The following is a 21680-nucleotide window of genomic DNA, read 5'->3' as shown; positions in this document are numbered from 1 at the left end:
TTCAATGGATCAATACGCCCCGCGCCACTGGCAGCCACACGAGAAGCCCAGCCTGCCCGGTTCCCCGTCGACGCCGCTGCACTCCAACCCCAAGCGCCTGGCCTATGCGCTGGTCGGTTTGCTGGTAGCGGTGACCGGTGGCCTGGGCAACTCGCTGGTGGTCGCCAACCTGCCTTACCTGCAAGGCGCGCTCGGCGCGACCACGGCGGAGATGGCCTGGCTGCCGGCGGCGTATGTGATGACCAACGTGTCGATGAACCTGCTGCTGGTGAAGTTTCGCCAGCAGTTCGGTTTGCGTGCATTCACCGAGGTGTTTCTGGTGCTCTATGCGCTGGTGACGTTCGGCCATTTGTTTGTCAACGACCTGAATTCCGCCGTGGCGGTGCGGGCGGCGCACGGCATGGTCGGCGCGGCGCTCAGTTCGTTGGGTCTGTATTACATGGTCCAGGCATTTCCGGCCAAATGGCGACTCAAGGCGCTGGTGCTGGGGCTTGGCGCTTCACAACTGGCGCTGCCGCTGGCGCGCCTGTTCTCCGAAGACCTTTTGCAGATCGCTGAATGGCGCGGCTTGTACCTGTTCGAATTGGGTATGGCCTTGCTGTCGCTCGGCTGCGTGCTGCTGCTCAAGTTGCCACCGGGGGACCGCTTCAAAACCTTCGAACCGCTGGATTTTCTGACCTTTGCCATCCTTGCCAGCGGCGTGGCACTGCTCTGTGCGGTGCTGTCTCTGGGGCGCATCGACTGGTGGCTGGAGGCGAACTGGATCGGCTACGCGCTCGCCGCCTCGATTGCCTTGATCCTCGCGGGCCTGGCGATTGAACACAATCGCAGCAATCCGATGCTGATGACCCGCTGGCTCGGCAGCGGGACGATGATCCGCCTGGCGCTGGCGGTGACGTTGATTCGCATGGTCACTTCTGAGCAATCCACCGGTGCAGTGGGTTTCATGCAGAACCTGAACATGGGCTATGAGCAGTTGCACAGCCTGTACGTGGTCATGCTGATCGGCAGTGTCGCCGGGCTGTTGACCAGCGCGCTGACCATCGACCCCAAACACCTGTTGATGCCGCTGATCATCTCGCTGGCGCTGATGGCCACCGGCTCGGTGATGGACAGTTATTCGAACAACCTGACCCGCCCGGAAAACCTCTACTTCAGTCAGTTCCTGCTGGCCTTCGGCAGCACGTTCTTCCTCGGGCCGACCATGGTCTTCGGCACGCGCAATGTGCTGACCAATCCGCGCAATCTGGTCAGTTTTTCGGTGTTGTTCGGGATCTGCAACAACCTCGGCGGCCTGCTCGGCGCGGCGCTGTTGGGCACGTTCCAGATCGCGCGCGAGAAATTTCATTCCAGCCACCTCGTCGAGCACCTGACGCTGTCCGATCCGCTGGTGGCTGCTCGGGTGCAGAGCGGCGGCTCGGCTTACGGTTCCTTGCTGGCCGACCCGGGCCTGCGCAATCTGGCCGGGATTCGCAGTCTGTCCAACGCGGCGACCCGTGAAGCCAACGTGTTGGCCTACAACGATGTGTTCATGCTGATCGCCGTGATTGCGGTGCTGACCATGATCTGGCTGTCCATTCGTGCGCTGTGGCTGATGAGCACCACCAAAGCCGTCGACCCAGCGCCTCCCGTACCTCCTAGCGGTGCTTCTCCTTCATGACCGAACCGACCACCACAACCACCAATGCCATCGCTGCCACGCCTGAAGGTGTGGCGCCGCCATCATCGCCGAACACCGAACCGCGCTCGTTGCGGGTGCGGATCATCTCTTCGCTGGGTTTTGCCGCGATTGCCATCGTTGGCGTGTTGATCGTCTTGTACGCGTGGCAATTGCCGCCGTTCAGCAGCGCGGTCGAAACCACGGAAAACGCCTTGATCCGCGGCCAGGTGACGATTATCGGCCCGCAGCTCGCCGGGTATGTCCATGAAGTGCCGGTGCAGGACTTCCAGTTTGTGAAGGCCGGGGATCTGCTGGTGCGTCTGGACGACCGTATCTATCAGCAGCGTCTCGACCAGTCGCTGGCACAACTGGCCGTGCAGAAAGCCGCGCTGGCCAACGTCGTGCAGCAGCGTAACAGTGCCGAGGCGACGATTAAATTGCGCCAAGCGGTGCAGGCCGACAGCGAGGCGCAGTTGCGCAAAAGCGAGGCGGATCTGCGCCGAAATCAGGCGTTGGTGCGCGACGGTTCGGTGTCCAAACGCGAGATGGATGTAGCGCTGGCGGCGAATGCGCAGAGTGTTGCGGCGGTGGCGCAGGCCAAGGCCAATCTGGAAATCGCCCGTCAGGACCTGCAAACGGTGATCGTCAATCGCGGCTCGCTGGAAGCGGCGGTGGCGAGCGCTGAAGCGGCGGTGCAACTGGCGCGCATCGATCTGTCGAACACGCGCATCGTCGCTCCGCGTGACGGGCAACTGGGGCAGATCGGCGTGCGCCTCGGCGCCTACGTCAACTCCGGCGCGCAGTTGATGGCGCTGGTGCCGGATCAGAAATGGGTGATCGCCAACATGAAGGAAACCCAGATGGACAACGTGCGCGTCGGGCAACCCGTGCGTTTTACCGTCGATGCGTTGAACCACCGCCAATTCACCGGGCATGTGCAGCATATTTCGCCAGGGACAGGGTCGGAATTTGCCTTGTTGCAGGCAGATAACGCGACGGGTAACTTCGTCAAAATCGCCCAGCGCGTGCCGGTGCGAATCACCATCGATCCGGATCAGCAGGAAGAGGAACGGTTGCGGCCGGGGATGTCGGTGGTGGTCAGCATCGACACTGCCGCGGGCGACACTCAGCCGCACTGATCCACACAATTCGCCTACATTGGATCTCCATGATCTTTAGGCAGTGATCATCGGCGGTAGAGTGCCCAGCAGTGAAACCGCCGCCACTGCGCCAATCCCCAGCAACCATTCCAGCATCACGCTGCGCCTGAGCGTCTCCATCCGCTGCTCGCAATCATTAATCCGCAAGCGATTGAACAGCGCCAATCCGAGCATGGCCAACACCAGCATCGCCTTGATCAGCAGAATCAACGCAAACCCGCTGAAGAGCGGTGTCGGCCACCACTGGCCGGTCAGCACGCGGACGTTGATCAACCCGCTGATCAGCAGACCTGCGACCAACGCGTATCCGATCCCGCTGAAACGTCGCAACACAGCGGCCACCGGCTCAGTCGGTTGGCGCAGGATCAGCACCAGCAACAACAATCCACCCAGCCATGCGGCCACGCAGGTCAGATGAACGATCTGGTTGAGAATCAGCAGTTGTCCGCTCAAACCATCGAGCATCGCCCCATGCCCGACCGGCGCCAGTGTCGCCAGCAGCAGGGTGCTCAGGCCCAGTCGCCATGGCAGGCTTGATCGCCAGGGGGTAAACAACAAGATCAGCAGCACCGCGTTGATCAGCAGATGCCAGCGCCAGACCTGACCGAAAAATGTGGTGCCCAGAACCAGCCCAACGGTGTGCGGATCAAACGCTGCCGCTGCCGAGTCGGCCATGCTCGCGGTAATCAACAGCGTCCAGGCGATGCCGCTGAGCAGTGCCACAGCGCTCAGCCAACACGTCAGGCGCGCCTGGTGCCGATCCAGTTCCGGCGCTTCACCCTTGAGCAGCAACGGCCTGAACAGCCAGGCCCCGAACAGCATCAACACCACGGTGAAATGCAGGAAACGGCACAGCACCAACGCTTCACTCATGAATTACAGGCCGACCTTGAACTGATAGGCGCCTTCGCTTTTGTGCGTGTCAACCGACAGCGCGTGCCATTCGACTTTGTACTCACCGGCCGTCAGTGGTGCTGCGGGAGTGACGATCAGGGTCTTCTTGTCGTTTTCAGTGGTCAGGGCTTTGACAGCGACCGGCGCGCCATCCTTGGTCAACGTGACTTTGGTGAAACTGGTTTCTACGCCTTCGGAAAAGGTCAGGCGCAAATCGGCCGGGGCGGTGACGGTACTGTCGGCGGCCGGGGTCTGGCTTTTCAGGTGGGCGTGGGCGAATACCGAGGATGCGGCGAACAGCGAAGCGAGCAGGGCAGTGGTGGTCATGACGTTCTTGAACAGCATCGTGTGTACCTCTGAGGCAGGATCGAAGAGCCTCAGTTTAGCCATCCCGCCACGTCAGCAAGAAGTTTTGTTTGCAGCGTTCGCCCGCGCACCAGAGCGGATGCTAGTCTTGGGCAACGTTGTTGTCAGGGAGCCCACATGGGCAATCACAAGATCGAGATTCGTCGCAGTAACGTCGAAAAAATTCTTCTGGCGGCGGAAAAAGTATTCGCCGAGAAAGGCTTCGGCAGCACGGCGATGGCTGACATTGCGGCCGAAGTCCAGCTGCCGCGCTCCAACCTGCATTACTATTTTTCAACCAAGAGCGAGCTGTACAGCGCGGTGCTGTTCGACTTGCTCGAAGTGTGGAAGCAGGATGCGCTGTGCTTTGAGATGTTCGACGATCCGCGCGTGGTCTTGAGCAGCTACATCCGCGCCAAGATGAACCACTCGCGCAGCCGGCCCTACGGCTCGAAAGTCTGGGCCAACGAGATCATCCACGGCGCGCCAACGTTGGGCGAGGCGCTGGATGTCAGCCTGTATGACTGGGCGAAAATGAAGGAAGCGAAGATTCGCCAATGGGTCGAGGACAAGCGGATCTTGCCGGTGGAACCGTCAGGCCTGCTGTACATGATCTGGGCGTCGACGCAGCACTATGCGGATTTTGATCACCAGGTGAATATTCTCAATGATCATCAACCGCTGTCGGATATGCAGTTCGAGCGGGCGGTGCAGACGGTGACGAGTGTGATTTTGCGCGGGATCGGGCTGGAGCCCTGAAGCAAAAGCTGACCCGCCCCAGCCCTCTCTCTTTGGGAGAGGGTTAGGGTGAGGGCCTTCCAGGATCAGCCGCCAATTCAGACCGCAACGTGATACGGATTCCTCGGATCATGATTCCAGTCCAGGAACGGCTTGCCCGTCTCCATCGGCACCATCTCGATGCAATCCGCCACCGGGCAGGTGATCTGACACAGATTGCAGCCCACACACTCGTCATCGATCACTTCATATTTATGCGTGCCGTCCGCCTGCTTGAGACTGCTGATCGCCTGGTGTGAAGTGTCCTCGCAAGCAATGTGGCAACGCCCGCAACCAATGCACGCCTCCTGATCAATCTTCGCAATGACCTGATAGTTGATGTCGAGGTACTTCCAGTCCGTGGTATTGCCCACCGCACGCCCCGAAAACTCGGCGATGCTGGCGTAACCCTGACTGTCCATCCACCGCGACAGGCCGTCTTTCATCTCCTCGACAATGCGGAACCCATGCAACATCGCCGCGGTGCACACCTGCACCGCGCCGCTGCCCAGCGCCATGAATTCCGCCGCATCGCGCCAACTGCCGATGCCGCCAATACCGCAGATCGGCAAGCCCTGGGTCTGCGGATCGCGGGCGATTTCGGCGACCATGTTCAGCGCAATCGGCTTCACCGCCGAGCCGCAGTAACCGCCGTGGGTGCTTTTGCTGCCGACGGTGGGCAGGGCGACCATGTGCTCGAGATCGACGCTGGTGATCGAGTTGATCGTATTGATCAGCGACACCGCATCGGCGCCACCGCGATGGGCGGCGCGGGCGGCGACGCGGATGTCGGTGATGTTCGGCGTGAGCTTGACGATCACCGGCAGCGAGCAATAGGTCTTGCACCATCGCGTCACCTGCTCGACGTACTCCGGCACCTGGCCGACCGCCGCGCCCATGCCGCGCTCGGGCATGCCGTGGGGGCAGCCGAAATTCAGCTCGATACCGTCAGCGCCCGTGGCTTCCACCAGCGGCAGGATATGTTTCCACGACTCCTCGACGCACGGCACCATCAGCGAAACGATCAGCGCGCGATCCGGCCAGTCCTTCTTCACCTGAGTGATTTCGCGCAGGTTGATCTCCAGCGAACGGTCGGTAATCAGTTCGATGTTGTTGATGCCGAGCACTTCGCGGTTGTTGCCGTAATGCGCCGAGTAACGCGAAGACACGTTGACCGCCGCCGGGTCCTCGCCAAGGGTTTTCCAGACCACGCCGCCCCAGCCCGCCTCAAAGGCGCGGACAACGTTGTAGGCTTTATCGGTCGGCGGCGCGGAGGCCAGCCAGAACGGGTTCGGAGCTTTGATGCCGGCGAAGACAATCGAGAGATCGGCCATTTACGCAGCCTCCACGTTGAGCATCAGTTGAGCGTTGATCGCCTCGGCGGCGCGTTTGCCGTGCTGCACGGCTTGTACGGTGAGATCCTGATCGAGGCTGGTGCAGTCGCCGCCGGCATACACACCGGGGATGCTGGTGCGCAGGTTTTCATCGACGAAAATGCGTTCGCCCTGACGCTTGAGCTCACGCGCCAGCGGATCGGCGAGGGCGCTGTCGTCCAAGGCCTGACCAATGGCTTTGAAGATCGCATCGGCGGCCAGCTCGAAGGTTTCGCCGGTGGTTTGCAGGTGACCGTCGACCAGCGTGGTGCGGGCGAAGCGCATGCCGCGCACGTGGCCCTGGGCGTCGAGCAGCACTTCCTCGGGTTGCGCCCAGGTCAGCAGGCGTACCTGATTGGCTTTGGCGATGTCCTGTTCATGGCCGGTGGCGCCCATGTCAGCGGCACCACGGCGATACACCAGATTCACATCCCGAGCGCCGAGGCGCGCCATCTGCACGGCCATGTCGATAGCGGTGTTGCCGGCGCCGAGGACGATGCAGCGTTCGGCCAGTGGCAATTGCGTGAGGTCCTCGGCCTGGCGCAGTTCGCGAATGTAGTCGGTGGCGGCGAGCAGGCCCGGCGCCTCTTCGTGAGGCAGGCCGAGTTGCTTGCTGGCGTTGAGGCCGAGGCCAAGGAACACCGCGTCGAACTGCTGGTGCAGTTCGCTGAGGGTCAGATTGTCGCCGAGCGTCTGCCCGTGACGAATCTCGATACCACCGATTTGCAGGAGGAAATCCAGCTCCTTTTGCGCGTAGTCGTCGACCAGTTTGTACTTGGCGATTCCGTATTCATTGAGGCCGCCAGCCTTCTCTCGCGCTTCGAAAATCACCACGTCATGCCCGTGCATGGCGCTGCGATGGGCGCAGGACAATCCGGCCGGCCCGGCACCGACCACGGCGATGCGTTTGCCCGTCGCGGTGGCGCGCTGGAACGGGTGTTCAGTGAAGTGCGCATTGTCCACGGCGTAGCGTTGCAGCAGACCGATCAGCACCGGCGCGCATTCCTGAGCGTTGTTGCGCACGCAGGCTTGCTGGCAAAGGATTTCCGTCGGACAGACCCGGGCGCAACTGCCGCCAAGGATGTTGGCCGAGAGAATTTTCTGCGCGGCGCCGGTCACGTTGTCCTGATGAATGTTGCGGATGAACGACGGGATGTCGATCTCGCTCGGGCACGCGTTCACGCACGGCGCGTCGTAGCAATACAGACAGCGCGAGGCTTCCAGATGCGCCTGCCGGGCGTTGAGTGGCGGCGCCAGGTCGGTGAAATGACCGGCGAGGGCGGCCGCACTTTCGTGCGGGTGGGGGAGATGGTTCAGGGTCTCGATCACGGTTTTTTGCCTCATGGCTAATTGAGGTGCTGCCTCTGATGGGCATTGGTTTTTGTGTGGCCTGGACCGGCCTCTTCGCGAGCAGGCTCGCTCCCACAGGGGAATGCGTTTCAAATGTGGGAGCGAGCCTGCTCGCGAAGGCCGAAGGCCTGGATTTCAGCGTTTCACAGCAGTCGGTTTGTGCAACTCAGCCCGTTTGCTCAGCAAATCAAACACCGCCGGATACGCCGGCCGTTCGATGTACCGGCCGGCACCACGCTCGGCACGCAAGTCGCCATTGGCCCAGACCAAACGGCCCTGGCTGACGGTGTGGCTCGGCACCCCGCGCACGGTCTTGCCTTCGAAGATGTTGAAGTCCACCTGCTGATGGTGGGTCTTGGCGGAAATGGTGCGCGTGCCTTGCGGGTCCCACAGCACCAGGTCGGCATCGGCGCCAACGCGAATCGCACCTTTGCGCGGATACAGATTGAAGATCTTCGCGGTGTTGGTGGAGGTGAGGGCGACGAAGTCCTGCATCGACAAGCGACCGGAATTGACGCCCTCATCCCAAAGCACGGCCATGCGATCTTCGATGCCGGCGGTGCCGTTGGGGATCTTGCTGAAGTCATCGCGGCCGGCGGCTTTTTGTTCGGCGCAGAAGCAGCAGTGGTCAGTGGCGGTGGTGTGCAGATTGCCGTTTTGCAAGCCGTGCCAGAGCGCCTCTTGATGGCCGCGCGGACGGAACGGCGGGCTCATCACGTAACCGGCGGCGGTCTGCCAGTCCGGGTGTTGATAGACGCTGTCGTCAAGCAGCAGATGCCCGGCGAGCACTTCGCCGTAGACCGGCTGGCCCTTGCTGCGCGCATAGGTGATTTCGTCGAGGGCTTCCTTGGTCGAGACGTGCACCAGATACAGCGGCGTGCCAATGGTTTCGGCGATGCGAATCGCCCGGCTTGCCGCTTCACCTTCAACCTGCGATGGCCGCGACAGCGGATGCGCTTCCGGCCCGGTGATGCCCTGGGCCATCAACTTGCGTTGCAGGTGATAGACCAGTTCACCGTTTTCCGCGTGCACGGTCGGCACCGCACCGAGCTCCAGGCAGCGTTCGAAGCTCGCCACCAGGGTGTCATCGGCGGCCATGATCGCGTTCTTGTAGGCCATGAAATGCTTGAAGCTGTTGATCCCGTGATCGCTGACCAGCTCGGCCATTTCCTCGCGCACCTGCTCGCTCCACCAGGTGATCGCCACGTGGAAGCCATAGTCGGACGCCGACTTTTGCGCCCAGCCGCGCCACTGGTGAAACGCTTCCATCAGCGACTGCTGCGGATTGGGAATCACAAAATCGATGATCGATGTGGTGCCGCCGGCCAGACCCGCAGCGGTGCCGCTGTAGAAGTCTTCGCTGGCGACGGTGCCCATGAACGGGAGTTGCATGTGAGTGTGCGGATCGATGCCGCCGGGCATCAGGTATTGGCCGCTGCCGTCGAGCACTTCGGCGCCGGCGGGAACATCAAGGTTTTCACCAATGGCCTTGATCACGCCGTCAGCGCAATAAACATCGGCGCGATAACTTTCATCATGGGTAACAACGGTGGTGCCACGGATCAACAGAGACATTCCGAGTTCCTCGCAGGCATGACCGGCTTGTGCCGGTTCTAGATGTTTTATTGATGTACAGCGTTGCAGGTCGTATTCCTGTCAGTGCTGTCAGGAATAGAAACTAGTCGTAGAACTGCAATAGATCAAGATTATTTTTTATAAGCTTATTCATGTTTTAAGTGCATGAAAAATAACGATAAAAACCACAAATCACCAAAATGGTGAGGCCGTTCACCATTTTGACGCACTTGACAGGATGGAAATATGAGCAAGATTTTGTATGTGAAATCAGCCGCTTGAAGTTGAGCTGCGGCTGCTCGCTCACAATGAAAATAAATGCAGTGCACCAGATTGAGTCCTGACAGTTCGAACAACTTGCCCGACGTTTGGCCTGAGCGTTCAGACAAGTTTTCGCGGGCCCTCCAGGTGAATAATTAAAACTGATAGATATCAGAAAGTTGCAAAACGTTTGCAGTACCGCCCGATGTGAATGCGGGGCACCCGGCACGTTTATTGATGCCGCCGCTGACACCATGGCCGGTGCACGAAAGTTGTCAGTTCCTCCGGCCATCGTCCGGTTTGCACCTTCATGTGCCAGCCGCCTGATGAGCAAAAAATAATCAGAAGAACAGTGGAGCGGCCATGCAACAGAACAGATCGCAAGTGACCGAGCGCGACGGCTTGTTCGAACTCGAAGCCGGCAGCGACGTCCTCGACAGTCCCCGTTACAACCATGACATGGCACCGACCAAGGTGCGCGAACGAACCTGGAACACATGGCACATCACCGCGCTGTGGGTCGGCATGTCGATTTGCGTGCCGACCTACACCCTCGGCGGCGTGCTGACGGCGTACTTCGGTTTGAGCGTTGGCGAAGCGCTGCTGGCGATTCTGTTCGCCAACATCATTGTGTTGATTCCGCTGACGCTCAACGCGTTTCCCGGCACCAAGTACGGCATTCCGTTTCCGGTGTTGCTGCGTTCCTCCTTCGGCATTCTTGGCTCCAACGTACCGTGCCTGATCCGCGCGCTGGTGGCGTGTGGCTGGTTCGGTATTCAGACGATGTTTGGCGGACTGGCGATTCACCTGTTTCTCGGCTCGGTGTTCGAGGGCTGGAAATCCCTCGGCGGCACGGGGGAGGTGATCGGCTTCATGGTGTTCTGGGCGCTGAACCTGTGGGTGGTGATTCGCGGCGCCGAGTCGATCAAGTGGCTGGAAACGTTATCCGCGCCGTTGCTGGTGGCGGTCGGCATCGGCCTGCTGATGTGGGCGATGCCCAATGTGTCGATGACAGAGTTGATGGCGATCCCGGCCAAACGCCCTGAAGGTGCCAGCGTTTACGGCTACTTTGCTGCCGGACTGACGGCGATGGTCGGTTTCTGGGCCACGCTGTCGCTGAACATTCCTGACTTCAGTCGCTATGCCAAAAGCCAGAAAGACCAGATTCTCGGACAGATCATCGGCTTGCCGTTGACCATGTTCCTGTTCGCTGCGCTGGGCGTGGTGATGACGGCGGCCTCAGTGAAACTGGTCGGTGTGACGGTGTCCGATCCGGTGACGCTGATCGGTCATATCCAAAGCCCGGTGTGGGTCGCAGTGGCGATGGCGCTGATCATCATCGCAACGTTGTCGACCAACACCGCCGCGAACATTGTCTCGCCGACCAACGACTTCCAGAACATCGCCCCCAAGGTGATCAACCGCACCAAAGCAGTGTTGCTGACCGGGTTTGTCGGGCTGGCGTTGATGGCCCATGAACTGCTGAAAAAACTCGGCTGGATCGTTTCCGACGTGAGCCTGGAAAGCGTCTACTCCAACTGGTTGCTGGGCTATTCGAGCCTGCTCGGGCCGATTGCCGGGATCATGGTGGTGGACTATTTCCTGATCAAGAAACAGCAACTCGACCTTGCCGGGCTGTACCGCGACGACGTCTACCCGGCGTGGAACCGGGCCGGTTTCGTTGCGTTTGGTGTGCCGGTGGTGCTGACCGTGATGTCGCTGGGCAGCGATGCGTTCAGCTGGTTTTACAGCTATGGCTGGTTCACGGGTTCGGCACTGGGCGGGATTATTTATTACGGGTTGTGCGTGATGCGTGCGCAGCCTTCGGTCGTTAAGTCGGCGGTGTAGCGGATGGCCCTTTCGCGAGCAGGCGATCTACCCGACACCAAAGAATATCCATAAGAAAAGCAGCCTGAGGAGATCCCCATGAACGCAGCCGTAGACGTTCTGCAATCGACCCATCAGCACATCAATCGCGACCGCCTCTGGGCCTCGCTCATGGAACTGGCCAGGCTCGGCGCCACGGTCAAGGGCGGGGTCTGTCGCCTGGCCCTGACCGACCTCGACCGCCAGGCCCGCGACCTGTTCGTGCAATGGTGCAAGGACGCCGGATGCAGCGTCACGGTCGACGCCGTCGGCAACATTTTCGCCCGCCGTCCAGGCCGCAATCCCGACCTGCCGCCGGTGATGACCGGCAGCCACATCGACACCCAACCCACCGGCGGCAAGTTCGACGGCTGCTTCGGCGTACTCGCCGGCGTCGAAGTCTTGCGCACGCTCAACGACCTCAAAGTGGAAACCGAGGCGCCGCTGGAGGTGGTGGTCTGGACCAACGAAGAGGGCTCGCGCTTCGCTCCGTGCATGATGGGCTCCGGCGTGTTTGCGGAAAAATTCACCCTCGAAGAAACCCTGGCCAAAGTCGATGCCGACGGCGTCACGGTGGGCGAAGCACTGAACGCCATCGGCTACGCGGGCTCGCGCAAGGTCAGCGGGCACAAGGTCGGTGCCTACTTCGAGGCGCACATCGAACAAGGTCCGATCCTCGAAGACGAACAGAAAACCATTGGCGTCGTCCTTGGCGCGTTGGGGCAGAAGTGGTTCGACCTCAAGCTGCGCGGCGTCGAAGCCCACGCCGGCCCGACCCCGATGCACCTGCGCAAGGACGCCCTGGTCGGCGCCTCGGTGATCGTCGGCGCCGTCAATCGCGCCGCCCTCGGCCACCAACCCCACGCCTGCGGCACGGTTGGCTGCCTGCAAGCCTATCCCGGCTCGCGCAACGTCATTCCCGGCGAAGTGCGCATGACCCTCGACTTCCGTCACCTGGAACCGGCGCGCCTGGACTCGATGATTGCCGAGGTCAAACACGTCATCGACGTTACCTGCGAAGAACACGGCCTGACCTATGAGCTAACGCCGACCGCCGACTTCCCGCCGCTGTATTTCGAAAAAGGCTGTGTCGAAGCCGTGCGCGGCGCGGCGCAAGGTCTGGGCCTGTCGCACATGGATATCGTCAGCGGCGCCGGCCACGACGCCATCTTCCTCGCCGAACTTGGCCCGGCCGGGATGATCTTTGTGCCGTGCGAAGGCGGGATCAGCCACAACGAAATCGAGAACGCCGCGCCAGATGATCTGGCGGCGGGGTGCGCGGTGTTGTTGCGGGCGATGCTCGCCGCTTCGGCGATGGTAGCGGCAGGGCAACGCGCGGCCTGAAGGTCAAAGGATCGAAGCCTTCGGCAGCTCCTGCGATGAGTGCTCTGATCGTGCCCGGCGCTCATCGCCACCCGGATTGCCGGCATCCACCAACCGCCGTTCGACCAGGACGTTCTCCAGCGCCTGGCGCTCGAACGGCGCCATCTGGTGTTCACGTTTTTTCAGCTCCAGCAGAATCGGGCTGGACCAGGTGCGATAAACCTGTTCGATGTTGCGAGGCGATGTCATCAGTCTCTCCTTGATCAAGAGCCCGGTCTTGCTGGCAGGGGCTCAGTCCGATGAGGGAGTAACCTTAGTCGACAAAGCCGGAAGTCGCGAATGTCCGAGCCCTGCGGCAGCTCATGCATGATCGATGTTTAGCGGGGTAGCTGGCGGCACGATCAGAAGTGGCTGCGGTCGTACTCTTCACATGGCGTATCACTCGTGGAGATCCAATGAGCCAGGAAGTCCTGACCACCGAAACCAATCGCCGCCAGTTGCAGCAGATCATCGCCGGATTATCCGACGGCGTGATTCTGCTGGAGCTGGATCAGAGCGTTCTCTGGGCCAACGAAGCAGCGCTGGCCATGCACGGGGTCAGCCGAATCGGTGACCTGGGCCGCAACGCCACCGAATACGCGCAGCGCTTCAACCTGCGCTATCGCAATAACCACACGCTGGCGCCGGAGAATTATCCGATCAGCCGCGTGGCTCGCTGCGAGGCGTTCAATGATGTGCTCATCGAAGTGAATGCCGTGGATGACCCGGAACGGGTCTGGGTTCACGACGTGCGCAGCATGATTCTGACTGATCGCGAAGGCCAGCCCGAGTCGCTGGTGCTGATCATGAACGATGTCACCGACTGGGCCAACGCCGAGCAGCGCTTCGAGAAAACCTTCAACGCTAACCCGGCGCCAGCGGTGATCTGCCGCCTCAGCGACTTGCGCTATATCAAGGTCAATCCGGGATTTCTGGAGATGACCGGTTATACCCGCGAGCAGGTGATCGGCACGTCGGCCTATGAAATCGATATCTACGAGCAAGCGGAGAAACGCGAGCTGGCCATCCAGCGTTTGCGCGACGTGGCGACCATTCCGCAGATGCAGGCCGAACTGCGCCTGCCCGATGGCAATCGCAAGCAGGTGATCGTCGCCGGGCAACCGCTGGTGCTCAACGATGAGGATTGCATGCTGTTTTCCTTTGTCGACATTGACCTGCGGCACAAGGCTGAAGTGGCGCTGCGCCAGAGCGAAGAGCGCTTCGCCAAGGCATTCCGCCTGACGCCGGTGCCGATCCTGATCTGCAGCGCCGACGAGCAGCGGGTGATCGACGTCAATCAGGCGTTTCTCGACACCCTGACCTATGACAGCGATGAGGTGGTTGGCAAAGCCGCGATGGCTCTGGACTTCATCGACGACAAAGGTGCGCGCACACGGCTGTTGGCCGCGCTGGCGAACAACGGTCGGGTTGACCGGGTCGACATGCGCGTGCGCAAAAAGGACGGCGATCTGCTGGAGTGCGCGTTGTCCGCCGACACCGTCAATATTCAGGACGTGCCCTGCTACCTGCTGGTATTGATGGACATCACCGAGCGCAAACGCACCGAGCTTGAGCTGGTGGCGGCGATTGAAGAAGTGATGAAGGACGCCTCATGGTTCAGCCGCACGCTGATCGAAAAACTCGCCAACGTGAAGAAGGTCAATTCGCCGCAACTGCCGAGTGTGTCGTTCACCGATCTGACCGCCCGCGAACGCGATGTGCTGGGGCTGATCTGCGAAGGGTTGGCGGACAAGGAGATCGCCGCGCGTCTGAAGCTGGCGCCCAATACCGTGCGCAATCATGTGGCGACAATCTATTCGAAACTGGATGTGCACAGCCGTAGCGAAGCAATCGTCTGGGCGCGGGAGCGTGGTTTGTTCGCTGGCGAGTGGCGTAACAAGGGCCAGCGTTGAGGTGCAAATGCACTAGTCGGCCAGGTGCAAATGGAGGTGTTGATCGCGGGGTGCAGTTCTTAGCCTGTCGGAGTGCGATACGAGCCGATTGGCTTGGGATCGTGTCCCTTCGAAGCAGTTTAAGGAACAGTCTCCATGATGAATCTGGCGCAGTTGCGCGCGCGGCTTGAGCGCAGTTTTTCGCCGCTGGCGTGTGAGTGTTCGGTGGACGGTGATCATTCGTTGACGGTGAAGCTGTATCACCCGGTGTCCGGGCAGGTGGATTTGGTGATCAGTGGGTTGAAACTTGATCAGTTGCGCACGCCGGAGTCGGTGGAGGCGTTGATTGGCGAGTTGCGGTATGAGCTTGAGAGCAACGCTTTGCGATCATCCTGGGATTCGGCCCCGGCCAAATCCTGAGCCAAAGGCTGCAATCATTTGATCCTGCCGTTCGCAGGCGCTGAGCGTGCTCGCGAAAGCGATCTGCCTGGCAATGCGCACTCCCATCTGCCAACCCTGTGTGATTCCGGCGCAAAATCGACAGCCATATTCACCTGATGCGGCGGCTTTACTGGCGTATGCGGGAGGGTCGGCTATAAAGAATGAGTGGTCAGGTCTTCCGTGGTCGGTCAGGTCGCGGGAGTTTGTCTCCCTTTATCGCGGGTCGTCCTATGAATCATCCTGGGAAACGCGTGTTGCCGTTGGCTTTCTTGGCTGTGTTGCTGGCGGGTTGTGCCAGTCCGCCGCCCCCTCCACCTGTCGCGCCTGCGCCACCGCCGGAACGCACTTGTCAGGTGCTTGAAAACACCGAGGTCGCCGGTGATATGTACGGCGACGGGCAAGTCACTCGCCACATCACAACCACCCGTTGCGTCACGCAATAGCGCGGGCAGGGCGCAAGTTTCGGGTTGCGCGGGTTGTGCGGGCCCCTGACATAAAACCCATGTGGGAGCGGGCTTGCTCGCGAAAGCAGTGCGTCAGTCGCCAGGTCGTTGACTGACACGCCGCTTTCGCGAGCAAGCCCGCTCCCACACGCTTTTGAAGGCCGGCTGAATCAGGACAGGAACCCACCGTCCACATTCAGTGAAACCCCGGTGGTGTAGCTCGATGCGTCGCTCGCCAGATACAGCACCGCACCGGCCATCTCACTCGGATCGGCCACCCGCTTGAGCGGAATCTGCGTCAGTGCCTGCTTTAGAATCGCATCGTTCTTCACCAGTGCCGAAGCAAATTTGGTGTCGGTCAGGCCCGGTAACAAAGCGTTGCAGCGAATGCCGAACTGCGCGCATTCCTTGGCAAAGACCTTGGTCATGTTGATCACGGCGGCCTTGGTCACCGAGTAGATGCCCTGGAAGATCCCCGGTGAAATGCCGTTGATCGAAGCCACGTTGATGATGCTGCCGCCGCCGTTCTCGCGCATCAGCTTGCCGGCTTCGACCGACATGAAGAAGTAGCCGCGAATGTTCACATCGACGGTCTTCTGGAATGCACTGAGGTCGGTGTCCAGCACATTGCAGAACTGCGGGTTGGTTGCGGCGTTGTTGACCAGAATGTCGAGGCGGCCGAATTGTTCCTTGATCCCGGCAAATACCTGGCTGATCTGCTCCATTTCGCCGATGTGGCAGGCGACTGCGGTGGCTTTGCCGCCCGCTGCGATGATCGCGTCGGCGACGTGCTGGCAACCGTCGAGTTTGCGGCTCGATACGATCACATGGGCGCCTTGCTGGGCCAGCAGTCTGGCGATGGCTTCACCGATGCCACGGCTGGCGCCGGAGACGAAAGCGATCTTGCCGTCGAGGTCGAACAACTGAGTCTTGGACATAGGGGTTCCTTGGTGTGGGCCGTCAGAGGCTCGATTTCGCAATGACTTGCAGGCTCATTTGCTCCAGCAGTTTGTTCATGTGAATGAACTGCGCGAAGCGTTTGTCCTGGGTCTGGCCATGGTAGAAGCGGTAGTAGATCTGCTGCACGATGCCGGCCAGCCGGAACAGGCCGTAGGTGTAGTAGAAGTCGAAATTGTCGATCTGGATGCCCGAGCGTTCGGCGTAGTAATCGACGAACTCGCGGCGCGTGAGCATGCCCGGCGCGTGGCTCGGCTGACGGCGCATCAGTTGCACCGGTGCCGGGTCATCGGCCTGAATCCAATAGGCGAGGGTGTTGCCCAGGTCCATCAGTGGATCGCCCAGGGTGGTCAGTTCCCAGTCGAGCACGCCGATGATCTGCATCGGGTTATGCGGGTCGAGGATGACGTTGTCGAAGCGATAGTCGTTGTGGACGATGCTTGAGGTCGGGTGGTCAGCCGGCATCTTGTCGTTGAGCCAGGCCTTTACCGCATCCCAGTGCGGCGCGTCCGGGGTCAGGGCTTTCTCGTAGCGTTCGCTCCAGCCTTTGATCTGGCGGGCGACGTAACCTTCAGGTTTGCCCAGGTCGCCGAGGCCACAGGCGTTGAAGTCGACACGGTGCAACTCGACGAAACGGTCGATGAAGCTTTTGCACAGCGCTTCGGTTTTTGCTGAATCGAGGCCCAGTTCGGGCGGCAGTTCCGAGCGCAGAATGATGCCGTTGACCCGCTCCATCACGTAGAACTCAGCGCCGATCACCGATTCGTCGGTGCAGTGTACGTAGGCTTTCGGGCAGTACGGGAAGCCATCGCGCAATTGATTGAGGATGCGGAATTCGCGGCCCATGTCGTGGGCGGATTTGGCCTTGTGGCCGAACGGCGGACGGCGCAGGACAAATTCCTGCTCGGGGTATTCCAGCAGATAAGTCAGGTTCGACGCACCGCCGGGAAACTGGCTGATCGCAGGTGTGCCGCTCAGGCCCGGAATGTGCGCCTTGAGGTACGGATCGATCAGGCTGGCATCGAGTTCTTCGCCAGAGCGGATACGGGTGGACTGGTCAGTAAGCGCCATGCTTATCCCTTCTGCTTATTTTGGAGGCCAGACATCATTGGCTAATCTAATGGCGCCCTCGGGGCGCCACAAGCGCGAGTCGGTCTTATAGGCTAGCGTGTTGCCCGATAATCACCTTTGGAAATGTGCGCGAAAAGTCGCTGCGGACCCAGCTTTAGCGGTTGTGCCATGGGCGAAAGAAGGGCTGGGGCGAGCGCTCGACAAGTCGTTCGGCGTGCTTCAGTTCACGCGCTGGTTCTTGAGTTTCGGTGGCAAGGCAATGGGCGTCAGTACCGGTTCGCCCGAAAAAAACGCCACGAGGTTTTTGCCTACAAGCTCCACCGTGCCTTGAGTCGCTTCCGGTGACAGGCCGGCGACGTGGGGCGTCAGCAGCACATTGCTCAGGGTTTTCAGCGCGTCCGGCACTTGCGGCTCGTGGTCGAACACATCCAGTGCGGCGCCGGCAATACGGCGCTGTTCAAGGGCGATGATCAGATCTGCCGTGGCGATCACACTGGCACGGGCGATGTTGACGATAAAGCCTTTTGGCCCGAGTGCATCAAGCACCGGGCGAGTCACCAGATGCTGTGTACCGATGCCGCCAGGCGTGGCGATGATCAGGAAATCCGAGACTCGCGCCAGTTCGGTCGGCGTCGAGCAGAACGTATAAGGTACATCGCTGCGCACCTGACGGCTGTGATAGCTGATCTGCATGTCGAAGCCAAGGTTGGCGCGTTTGGCAATCGCCATCCCCACGGCGCCCAGCCCGAGAATCCCCAGATGCTTGCCGGCCATCGACGGACGCATGATCTTCGGCCATTCACTGCGGCGTACCGCTGCGTCACAGCGGGGGATGTCCCTGACCAGCGCCAGCAGCATCGCCATCGCATGGTCTGCCACCGACGAGGCATTGACCCCGGCGCCGTTGGTGACGGTGATGTCACGGTTGGCGGCAGCTTGCAGGTCGACCTGTTCGTAACCGGCACCGATGACCGCGATGATCTTCAGCGCGGGCAGGGCGGCGATTTCATCGGCGGTCAGGCCCAGCGGGCCGCGGGTCAGCACCGCGTCGATGCGGCTGCCGTGAGTCGCGATGGCTTGCGCACGTTCGGCCGGTGTGGGGGCCAGAATCAGGTGAAAACCCTGATGTTCGAGAATCGGCAAGTAGTCATTGATGGTTTCAACCAGTACCAGAACGGTTGCGGGCATTGCACGGCTCCTGTGAACGTCGGCGGGTTGGTCGCGAAGGTCGTTTCAGAGTGCTGAATCCGCAGCGGCTTGGCAATCGTTGTCATTAGCCCATTGGTGCTTTGATTCTGGACGGCTTCGGGCGAGACGCAAGGGGTGACAGCACACCGGTGATCCGGTGTGCTGTGGCCATCATTGAGCTGACCGGGCTTTGGTTTGTTCTGCCAGGGCAATCGGCTTGAAATCGTAGGTTGGATAAAACTCGGTGCTGTAACTGCCCCAAGCGGTGTTTTCCAGGGCCAGGTTCACTTCAGCCAACCGCGAGGCGGGAAAGCGCACGGTCACCACTTGGCCAATGCCCATCATGATGTTCCAGCTCACCACTTCGACCCCGGCCGGGGGAAAGGCTTTGTAAAAGCCTTGTTGCATGAGCTGGGCCTTGAGTTCGCTCAACGGGCGTGTCTGATCATGTTTGAGAAACACGGTCAGCATCATTGCGTTGTCGGCAGTGGCGACAGTCTGTGTGGCGGGTTGACTGGCGGTTTGCGCGTTGGCGCCGGTGCCATACACCGAGGAAGCCAGTACCGTCGACATCAGCAGGGTTTTAATTGTCTTTCGCATATTGAATTCCAGGTTTTAGTGTTTGATGGCGGAGGTGGTTTCTACGCTGCCGGTATACGGCGCGTGAACAACATGAATACGCACTGGAGGATTGTTGTTGACCATGTTGCGGGGGACTTCCCGGGAGTAAGTGAACTCACTGCTGTTCAATGTTTCCAGGCGTCTGACAATTGTTTTGGTCGGGCCGATATCGGGTACCAGGATGTGTTTTTTCTGGTCGCCGGTGACAAAGAAATAACCGCCTCCACCGTTGTTGTATTTTGACTCGCCTGTGTCGGTGTAAAAGAACTCATATCGATTACTCTCGGGGTCCCAGGTCGATATGCCTACGACGCCGGGATACTGCTCCTTGACGTCGGTTTCAGGAGCGCCGTCGATGTAGACCTTGGTGGTCAGCCACCGCGGTGAAGAAGCCAGTTCGCGCACATCGGCGCTGGCAAGCGGGGTAAAAAGCAGTGCGGCCAACAGCAGGCCCGGGATTGTGTGCTTTTGCATGCGTTGTCCTCTTCATCAAACTTCGAAAGTCATTTTTATTGGTCTCTCATCGTTCAGTGCGTGAAAAATATAGGCTTGGAAAAGAGGCGTTTTCAATGGTGCGTAGTTGCTTGTAACAAATGGCTGTAATCTGGATTTTGGTAATATTTCGTCGTGGTTTTATTGGGTGTTTTTAGTTGTAGGAATAATCTGAAGTTATTGTTCGTTGATGGGGTTTTTATGGGTGTTTTCTGTAGTTCATAGCGCTGGTGGCATTAAATTACTAACCGTAGTTGTAGGACAGAGGATAAAGTTACAAATCAGTATTTGACGCAACATTTGCTCCGCAAGGTGCTTCTACTTGAGTGCAGCAGATGAAGGACCAAGCGGAGAAACAACAACACTTCCTCCATTGCTGACGGGACGATGGTCTGGTAAATGGCTTTTTTCTGCGCCCGGTGTCGGGCAATCACGCCTTGTGCTGAAGCGTGCCAAAAACGACATCCTGATTATCTGAAACCGACAAGTTTTCTCTTGAAAACGACACTTCGCTGATCTGCTTCGCACAACCATTCCTCAGCTAAGTCTTTGCTTCTGTTGATTTATCGCGGAGAATCGCGCCCCTGTTTCGGCCGGAGCATGTCTGTCGGTTTTTTCCGACGCGTCCTGACCGAGTGGCAAGTGACCGGAATGCGGAGATCCGACCGGATGAATGATCAGGCCAATAGCGTCGAAGAGCGCTTTGATGCAGCAGCACCCGCTGAACTTTCGAGCTGGAATCGCCAGGACACCACCTGGATGTTGGGACTGTTTGGGACGGCCATCGGCGCCGGCACCCTGTTTCTGCCGATCAACGCAGGGCTCGGGGGCCTCTGGCCGCTGGTGATCCTCGCGCTGCTGGCGTTTCCGATGACGTTCTATGCACACCGTGGCCTGACCCGTTTTGTGCTCTCCGGTCGGGAAGGCGCCGACATCACTGAGGTGGTTGAGCAGCATTTCGGCATCAAGGCCGGTGCACTGATCACACTGTTGTACTTTTTCGCGATCTTCCCGATCCTGCTGATCTACAGCGTCGGCCTGACCAACACGGTCGCCAGCTTCCTCGAACATCAACTGCATATCACGCCACCGCCGCGCGCGCTGCTGTCGTTCGTGCTGATCCTTGGCCTGCTGGCGGTGGTGCGTTGTGGCGAGCAGGCCATCGTCAAGGCGATGAGCCTGATGGTTTACCCGTTCATCGTCGCGCTGCTGTTCCTCGCCGTGTACCTGATTCCACACTGGAACGGCGGCATCCTCGCCACCGCTTCGCACGTACCGGCCCCATCGGCGTTGCTGCACACGTTGTGGCTGGCGATTCCGGTGATGGTGTTTTCGTTCAACCATTCGCCGATCATCTCGGCGTTTGCGGTCGATCAGAAGCGTCGTTACGGCGTGCATGCGCAAGAACGCAGCTCGCAGATCCTGTCCCGCGCCCACGCATTGATGGTGCTGATGGTGCTGTTCTTCGTGTTCAGTTGCGTATTGACGCTGTCACCGGAGCAATTGGCGCAAGCCAAAGAGCAGAATCTGTCGATCCTGTCGTACCTGGCCAACCACTTCAGCAACCCGACCATCGCCTTTGCGGCGCCGTTGATTGCCTTTGTGGCGATCTCCAAGTCGTTCCTCGGCCACTACATTGGTGCGAGTGAAGGTCTGAAAGGCCTGATCGTCAAAAGCGGCAAACGTCCGGGCGCCAAGGCGCTGGATCGCATCGTCGCGGCGTTCATGCTGGTGATTTGCTGGATTGTGGCGACGCTCAACCCAAGCATTCTGGGCATGATCGAAACCGTTGGCGGCCCGGTGATTGCGGCGATTCTGTTCCTGATGCCGATGTATGCGATCCGTAAAGTGCCAGCGATGGCGCGCTATCGTGGCCAGGCGTCGAACGTGTTCGTTACCGCAGTAGGCCTGGTAGCGATTTCGGCACTGGTATACAAGCTGGCGGTCTGACC

The 21680-nt window shown here is 59.9% G+C and carries 20 protein-coding genes; 9 read left to right on the top strand and 11 right to left on the bottom strand.

The window, feature by feature from the left end; translation table 11 throughout:
• The first annotated feature begins 4 nt into the window (after positions 1-4).
• Positions 5-1660 carry an MFS transporter gene (locus tag AACY19_RS01305; RefSeq protein WP_339447180.1) on the top strand — a complete coding sequence of 552 codons (1656 nt, stop codon included), beginning with the start codon at positions 5-7 and terminating at the stop codon, positions 1658-1660.
• Positions 1657-2799, top strand: coding sequence for an HlyD family secretion protein (locus AACY19_RS01300; protein WP_339447178.1), 1143 nt, complete (start codon positions 1657-1659; stop codon positions 2797-2799). Before AACY19_RS01305 ends, AACY19_RS01300 begins: the two co-directional genes overlap by 4 nt.
• A gap of 36 nt (positions 2800-2835) precedes the next feature.
• On the opposite strand, the gene copD is transcribed toward AACY19_RS01300, so the two are convergent.
• Together copD and copC are read right to left on the bottom strand one after the other, a co-directional pair.
• Positions 2836-3693 carry a copper homeostasis membrane protein CopD gene (copD, locus tag AACY19_RS01295; RefSeq protein ID WP_339447176.1) on the bottom strand — a complete coding sequence of 286 codons (858 nt, stop codon included), beginning with the start codon at positions 3691-3693 and terminating at the stop codon, positions 2836-2838.
• Between the two features lie 3 nt (positions 3694-3696).
• On the bottom strand, positions 3697-4059 hold the full coding sequence (copC, locus tag AACY19_RS01290; protein WP_339447175.1) for a copper homeostasis periplasmic binding protein CopC: 363 nt from the start codon (positions 4057-4059) through the stop codon (positions 3697-3699).
• 138 nt (positions 4060-4197) lie between these two features.
• On the opposite strand from copC, the gene AACY19_RS01285 reads away from it, so the two are divergent.
• A complete protein-coding gene (locus tag AACY19_RS01285) occupies positions 4198-4818 on the top strand; it encodes a TetR/AcrR family transcriptional regulator (RefSeq protein WP_339447173.1) in 621 nt (206 codons plus the stop codon).
• 77 nt (positions 4819-4895) lie between these two features.
• On the opposite strand, the gene preA is transcribed toward AACY19_RS01285, so the two are convergent.
• From preA to hydA, 3 genes are all read right to left on the bottom strand, one after another.
• Complete coding sequence (preA, locus tag AACY19_RS01280) at positions 4896-6170, bottom strand: NAD-dependent dihydropyrimidine dehydrogenase subunit PreA (protein ID WP_277758312.1); 1275 nt, start codon at positions 6168-6170, stop codon at positions 4896-4898.
• Positions 6171-7538 carry an NAD(P)-dependent oxidoreductase gene (locus tag AACY19_RS01275; protein WP_339447169.1) on the bottom strand — a complete coding sequence of 456 codons (1368 nt, stop codon included), beginning with the start codon at positions 7536-7538 and terminating at the stop codon, positions 6171-6173.
• A gap of 156 nt (positions 7539-7694) precedes the next feature.
• Complete coding sequence (gene hydA, locus AACY19_RS01270; protein ID WP_339447167.1) at positions 7695-9134, bottom strand: dihydropyrimidinase; 1440 nt, start codon at positions 9132-9134, stop codon at positions 7695-7697.
• Positions 9135-9758: 624 nt separating this feature from the next.
• On the opposite strand from hydA, the gene AACY19_RS01265 reads away from it, so the two are divergent.
• Both AACY19_RS01265 and AACY19_RS01260 read left to right on the top strand, forming a co-directional pair.
• Complete coding sequence (locus AACY19_RS01265; protein ID WP_339447165.1) at positions 9759-11243, top strand: NCS1 family nucleobase:cation symporter-1; 1485 nt, start codon at positions 9759-9761, stop codon at positions 11241-11243.
• 78 nt (positions 11244-11321) lie between these two features.
• A complete protein-coding gene (locus tag AACY19_RS01260; RefSeq protein ID WP_339447163.1) occupies positions 11322-12605 on the top strand; it encodes a Zn-dependent hydrolase in 1284 nt (427 codons plus the stop codon).
• 3 nt (positions 12606-12608) lie between these two features.
• Here AACY19_RS01260 and AACY19_RS01255 read toward each other — a convergent pair whose 3' ends face one another.
• Positions 12609-12833, bottom strand: coding sequence for a hypothetical protein (locus AACY19_RS01255; RefSeq protein WP_339447161.1), 225 nt, complete (start codon positions 12831-12833; stop codon positions 12609-12611).
• Positions 12834-13039: 206 nt separating this feature from the next.
• Between AACY19_RS01255 and AACY19_RS01250 the strand changes: the two genes are divergently transcribed.
• Positions 13040-14536: a helix-turn-helix transcriptional regulator gene (locus AACY19_RS01250; protein ID WP_339447159.1), complete on the top strand. Its 1497-nt coding sequence runs from the start codon at positions 13040-13042 to the stop codon at positions 14534-14536.
• 135 nt (positions 14537-14671) lie between these two features.
• The gene (locus tag AACY19_RS01245) at positions 14672-14935 is read left to right on the top strand and encodes a DUF1652 domain-containing protein (protein ID WP_339447157.1); all 264 of its coding nucleotides are present in this window, start codon (positions 14672-14674) and stop codon (positions 14933-14935) included.
• 634 nt (positions 14936-15569) lie between these two features.
• Here the strand turns inward: AACY19_RS01245 and AACY19_RS01240 are convergent.
• The 5 genes from AACY19_RS01240 to AACY19_RS01220 all read right to left on the bottom strand — a co-directional run bounded on the left by AACY19_RS01240 (position 15570) and on the right by AACY19_RS01220 (position 19710).
• The gene (locus AACY19_RS01240) at positions 15570-16337 is read right to left on the bottom strand and encodes an SDR family oxidoreductase (protein ID WP_339447155.1); all 768 of its coding nucleotides are present in this window, start codon (positions 16335-16337) and stop codon (positions 15570-15572) included.
• A gap of 22 nt (positions 16338-16359) precedes the next feature.
• Positions 16360-17427, bottom strand: coding sequence for a phosphotransferase family protein (locus AACY19_RS01235; protein ID WP_339447153.1), 1068 nt, complete (start codon positions 17425-17427; stop codon positions 16360-16362).
• A 219-nt stretch (positions 17428-17646) separates the two neighbouring features.
• Entirely contained in the window at positions 17647-18615 is a 969-nt protein-coding gene (locus tag AACY19_RS01230; protein ID WP_339447151.1) for a 2-hydroxyacid dehydrogenase, read from the bottom strand.
• 171 nt (positions 18616-18786) lie between these two features.
• Positions 18787-19215: a hypothetical protein gene (locus tag AACY19_RS01225; protein ID WP_339447149.1), complete on the bottom strand. Its 429-nt coding sequence runs from the start codon at positions 19213-19215 to the stop codon at positions 18787-18789.
• A 15-nt stretch (positions 19216-19230) separates the two neighbouring features.
• A complete protein-coding gene (locus AACY19_RS01220; protein WP_339447147.1) occupies positions 19231-19710 on the bottom strand; it encodes a DUF4822 domain-containing protein in 480 nt (159 codons plus the stop codon).
• A gap of 340 nt (positions 19711-20050) precedes the next feature.
• Here AACY19_RS01220 and AACY19_RS01215 point away from each other — a divergent pair, with 340 nt between their 5' ends.
• Positions 20051-20206: a hypothetical protein gene (locus tag AACY19_RS01215; protein ID WP_339447145.1), complete on the top strand. Its 156-nt coding sequence runs from the start codon at positions 20051-20053 to the stop codon at positions 20204-20206.
• Positions 20207-20397: 191 nt separating this feature from the next.
• Positions 20398-21678 carry an HAAAP family serine/threonine permease gene (locus AACY19_RS01210; RefSeq protein ID WP_339447143.1) on the top strand — a complete coding sequence of 427 codons (1281 nt, stop codon included), beginning with the start codon at positions 20398-20400 and terminating at the stop codon, positions 21676-21678.
• Positions 21679-21680: the final 2 nt, after the last annotated feature.

The sequence above is a fragment of the Pseudomonas sp. EA_5y_Pfl2_R50 genome, from assembly GCF_963970475.1.
Taxonomy (GTDB): Bacteria; Pseudomonadota; Gammaproteobacteria; order Pseudomonadales; family Pseudomonadaceae; genus Aquipseudomonas.
This window is presented reverse-complemented; position numbering and strand designations above follow the sequence as displayed.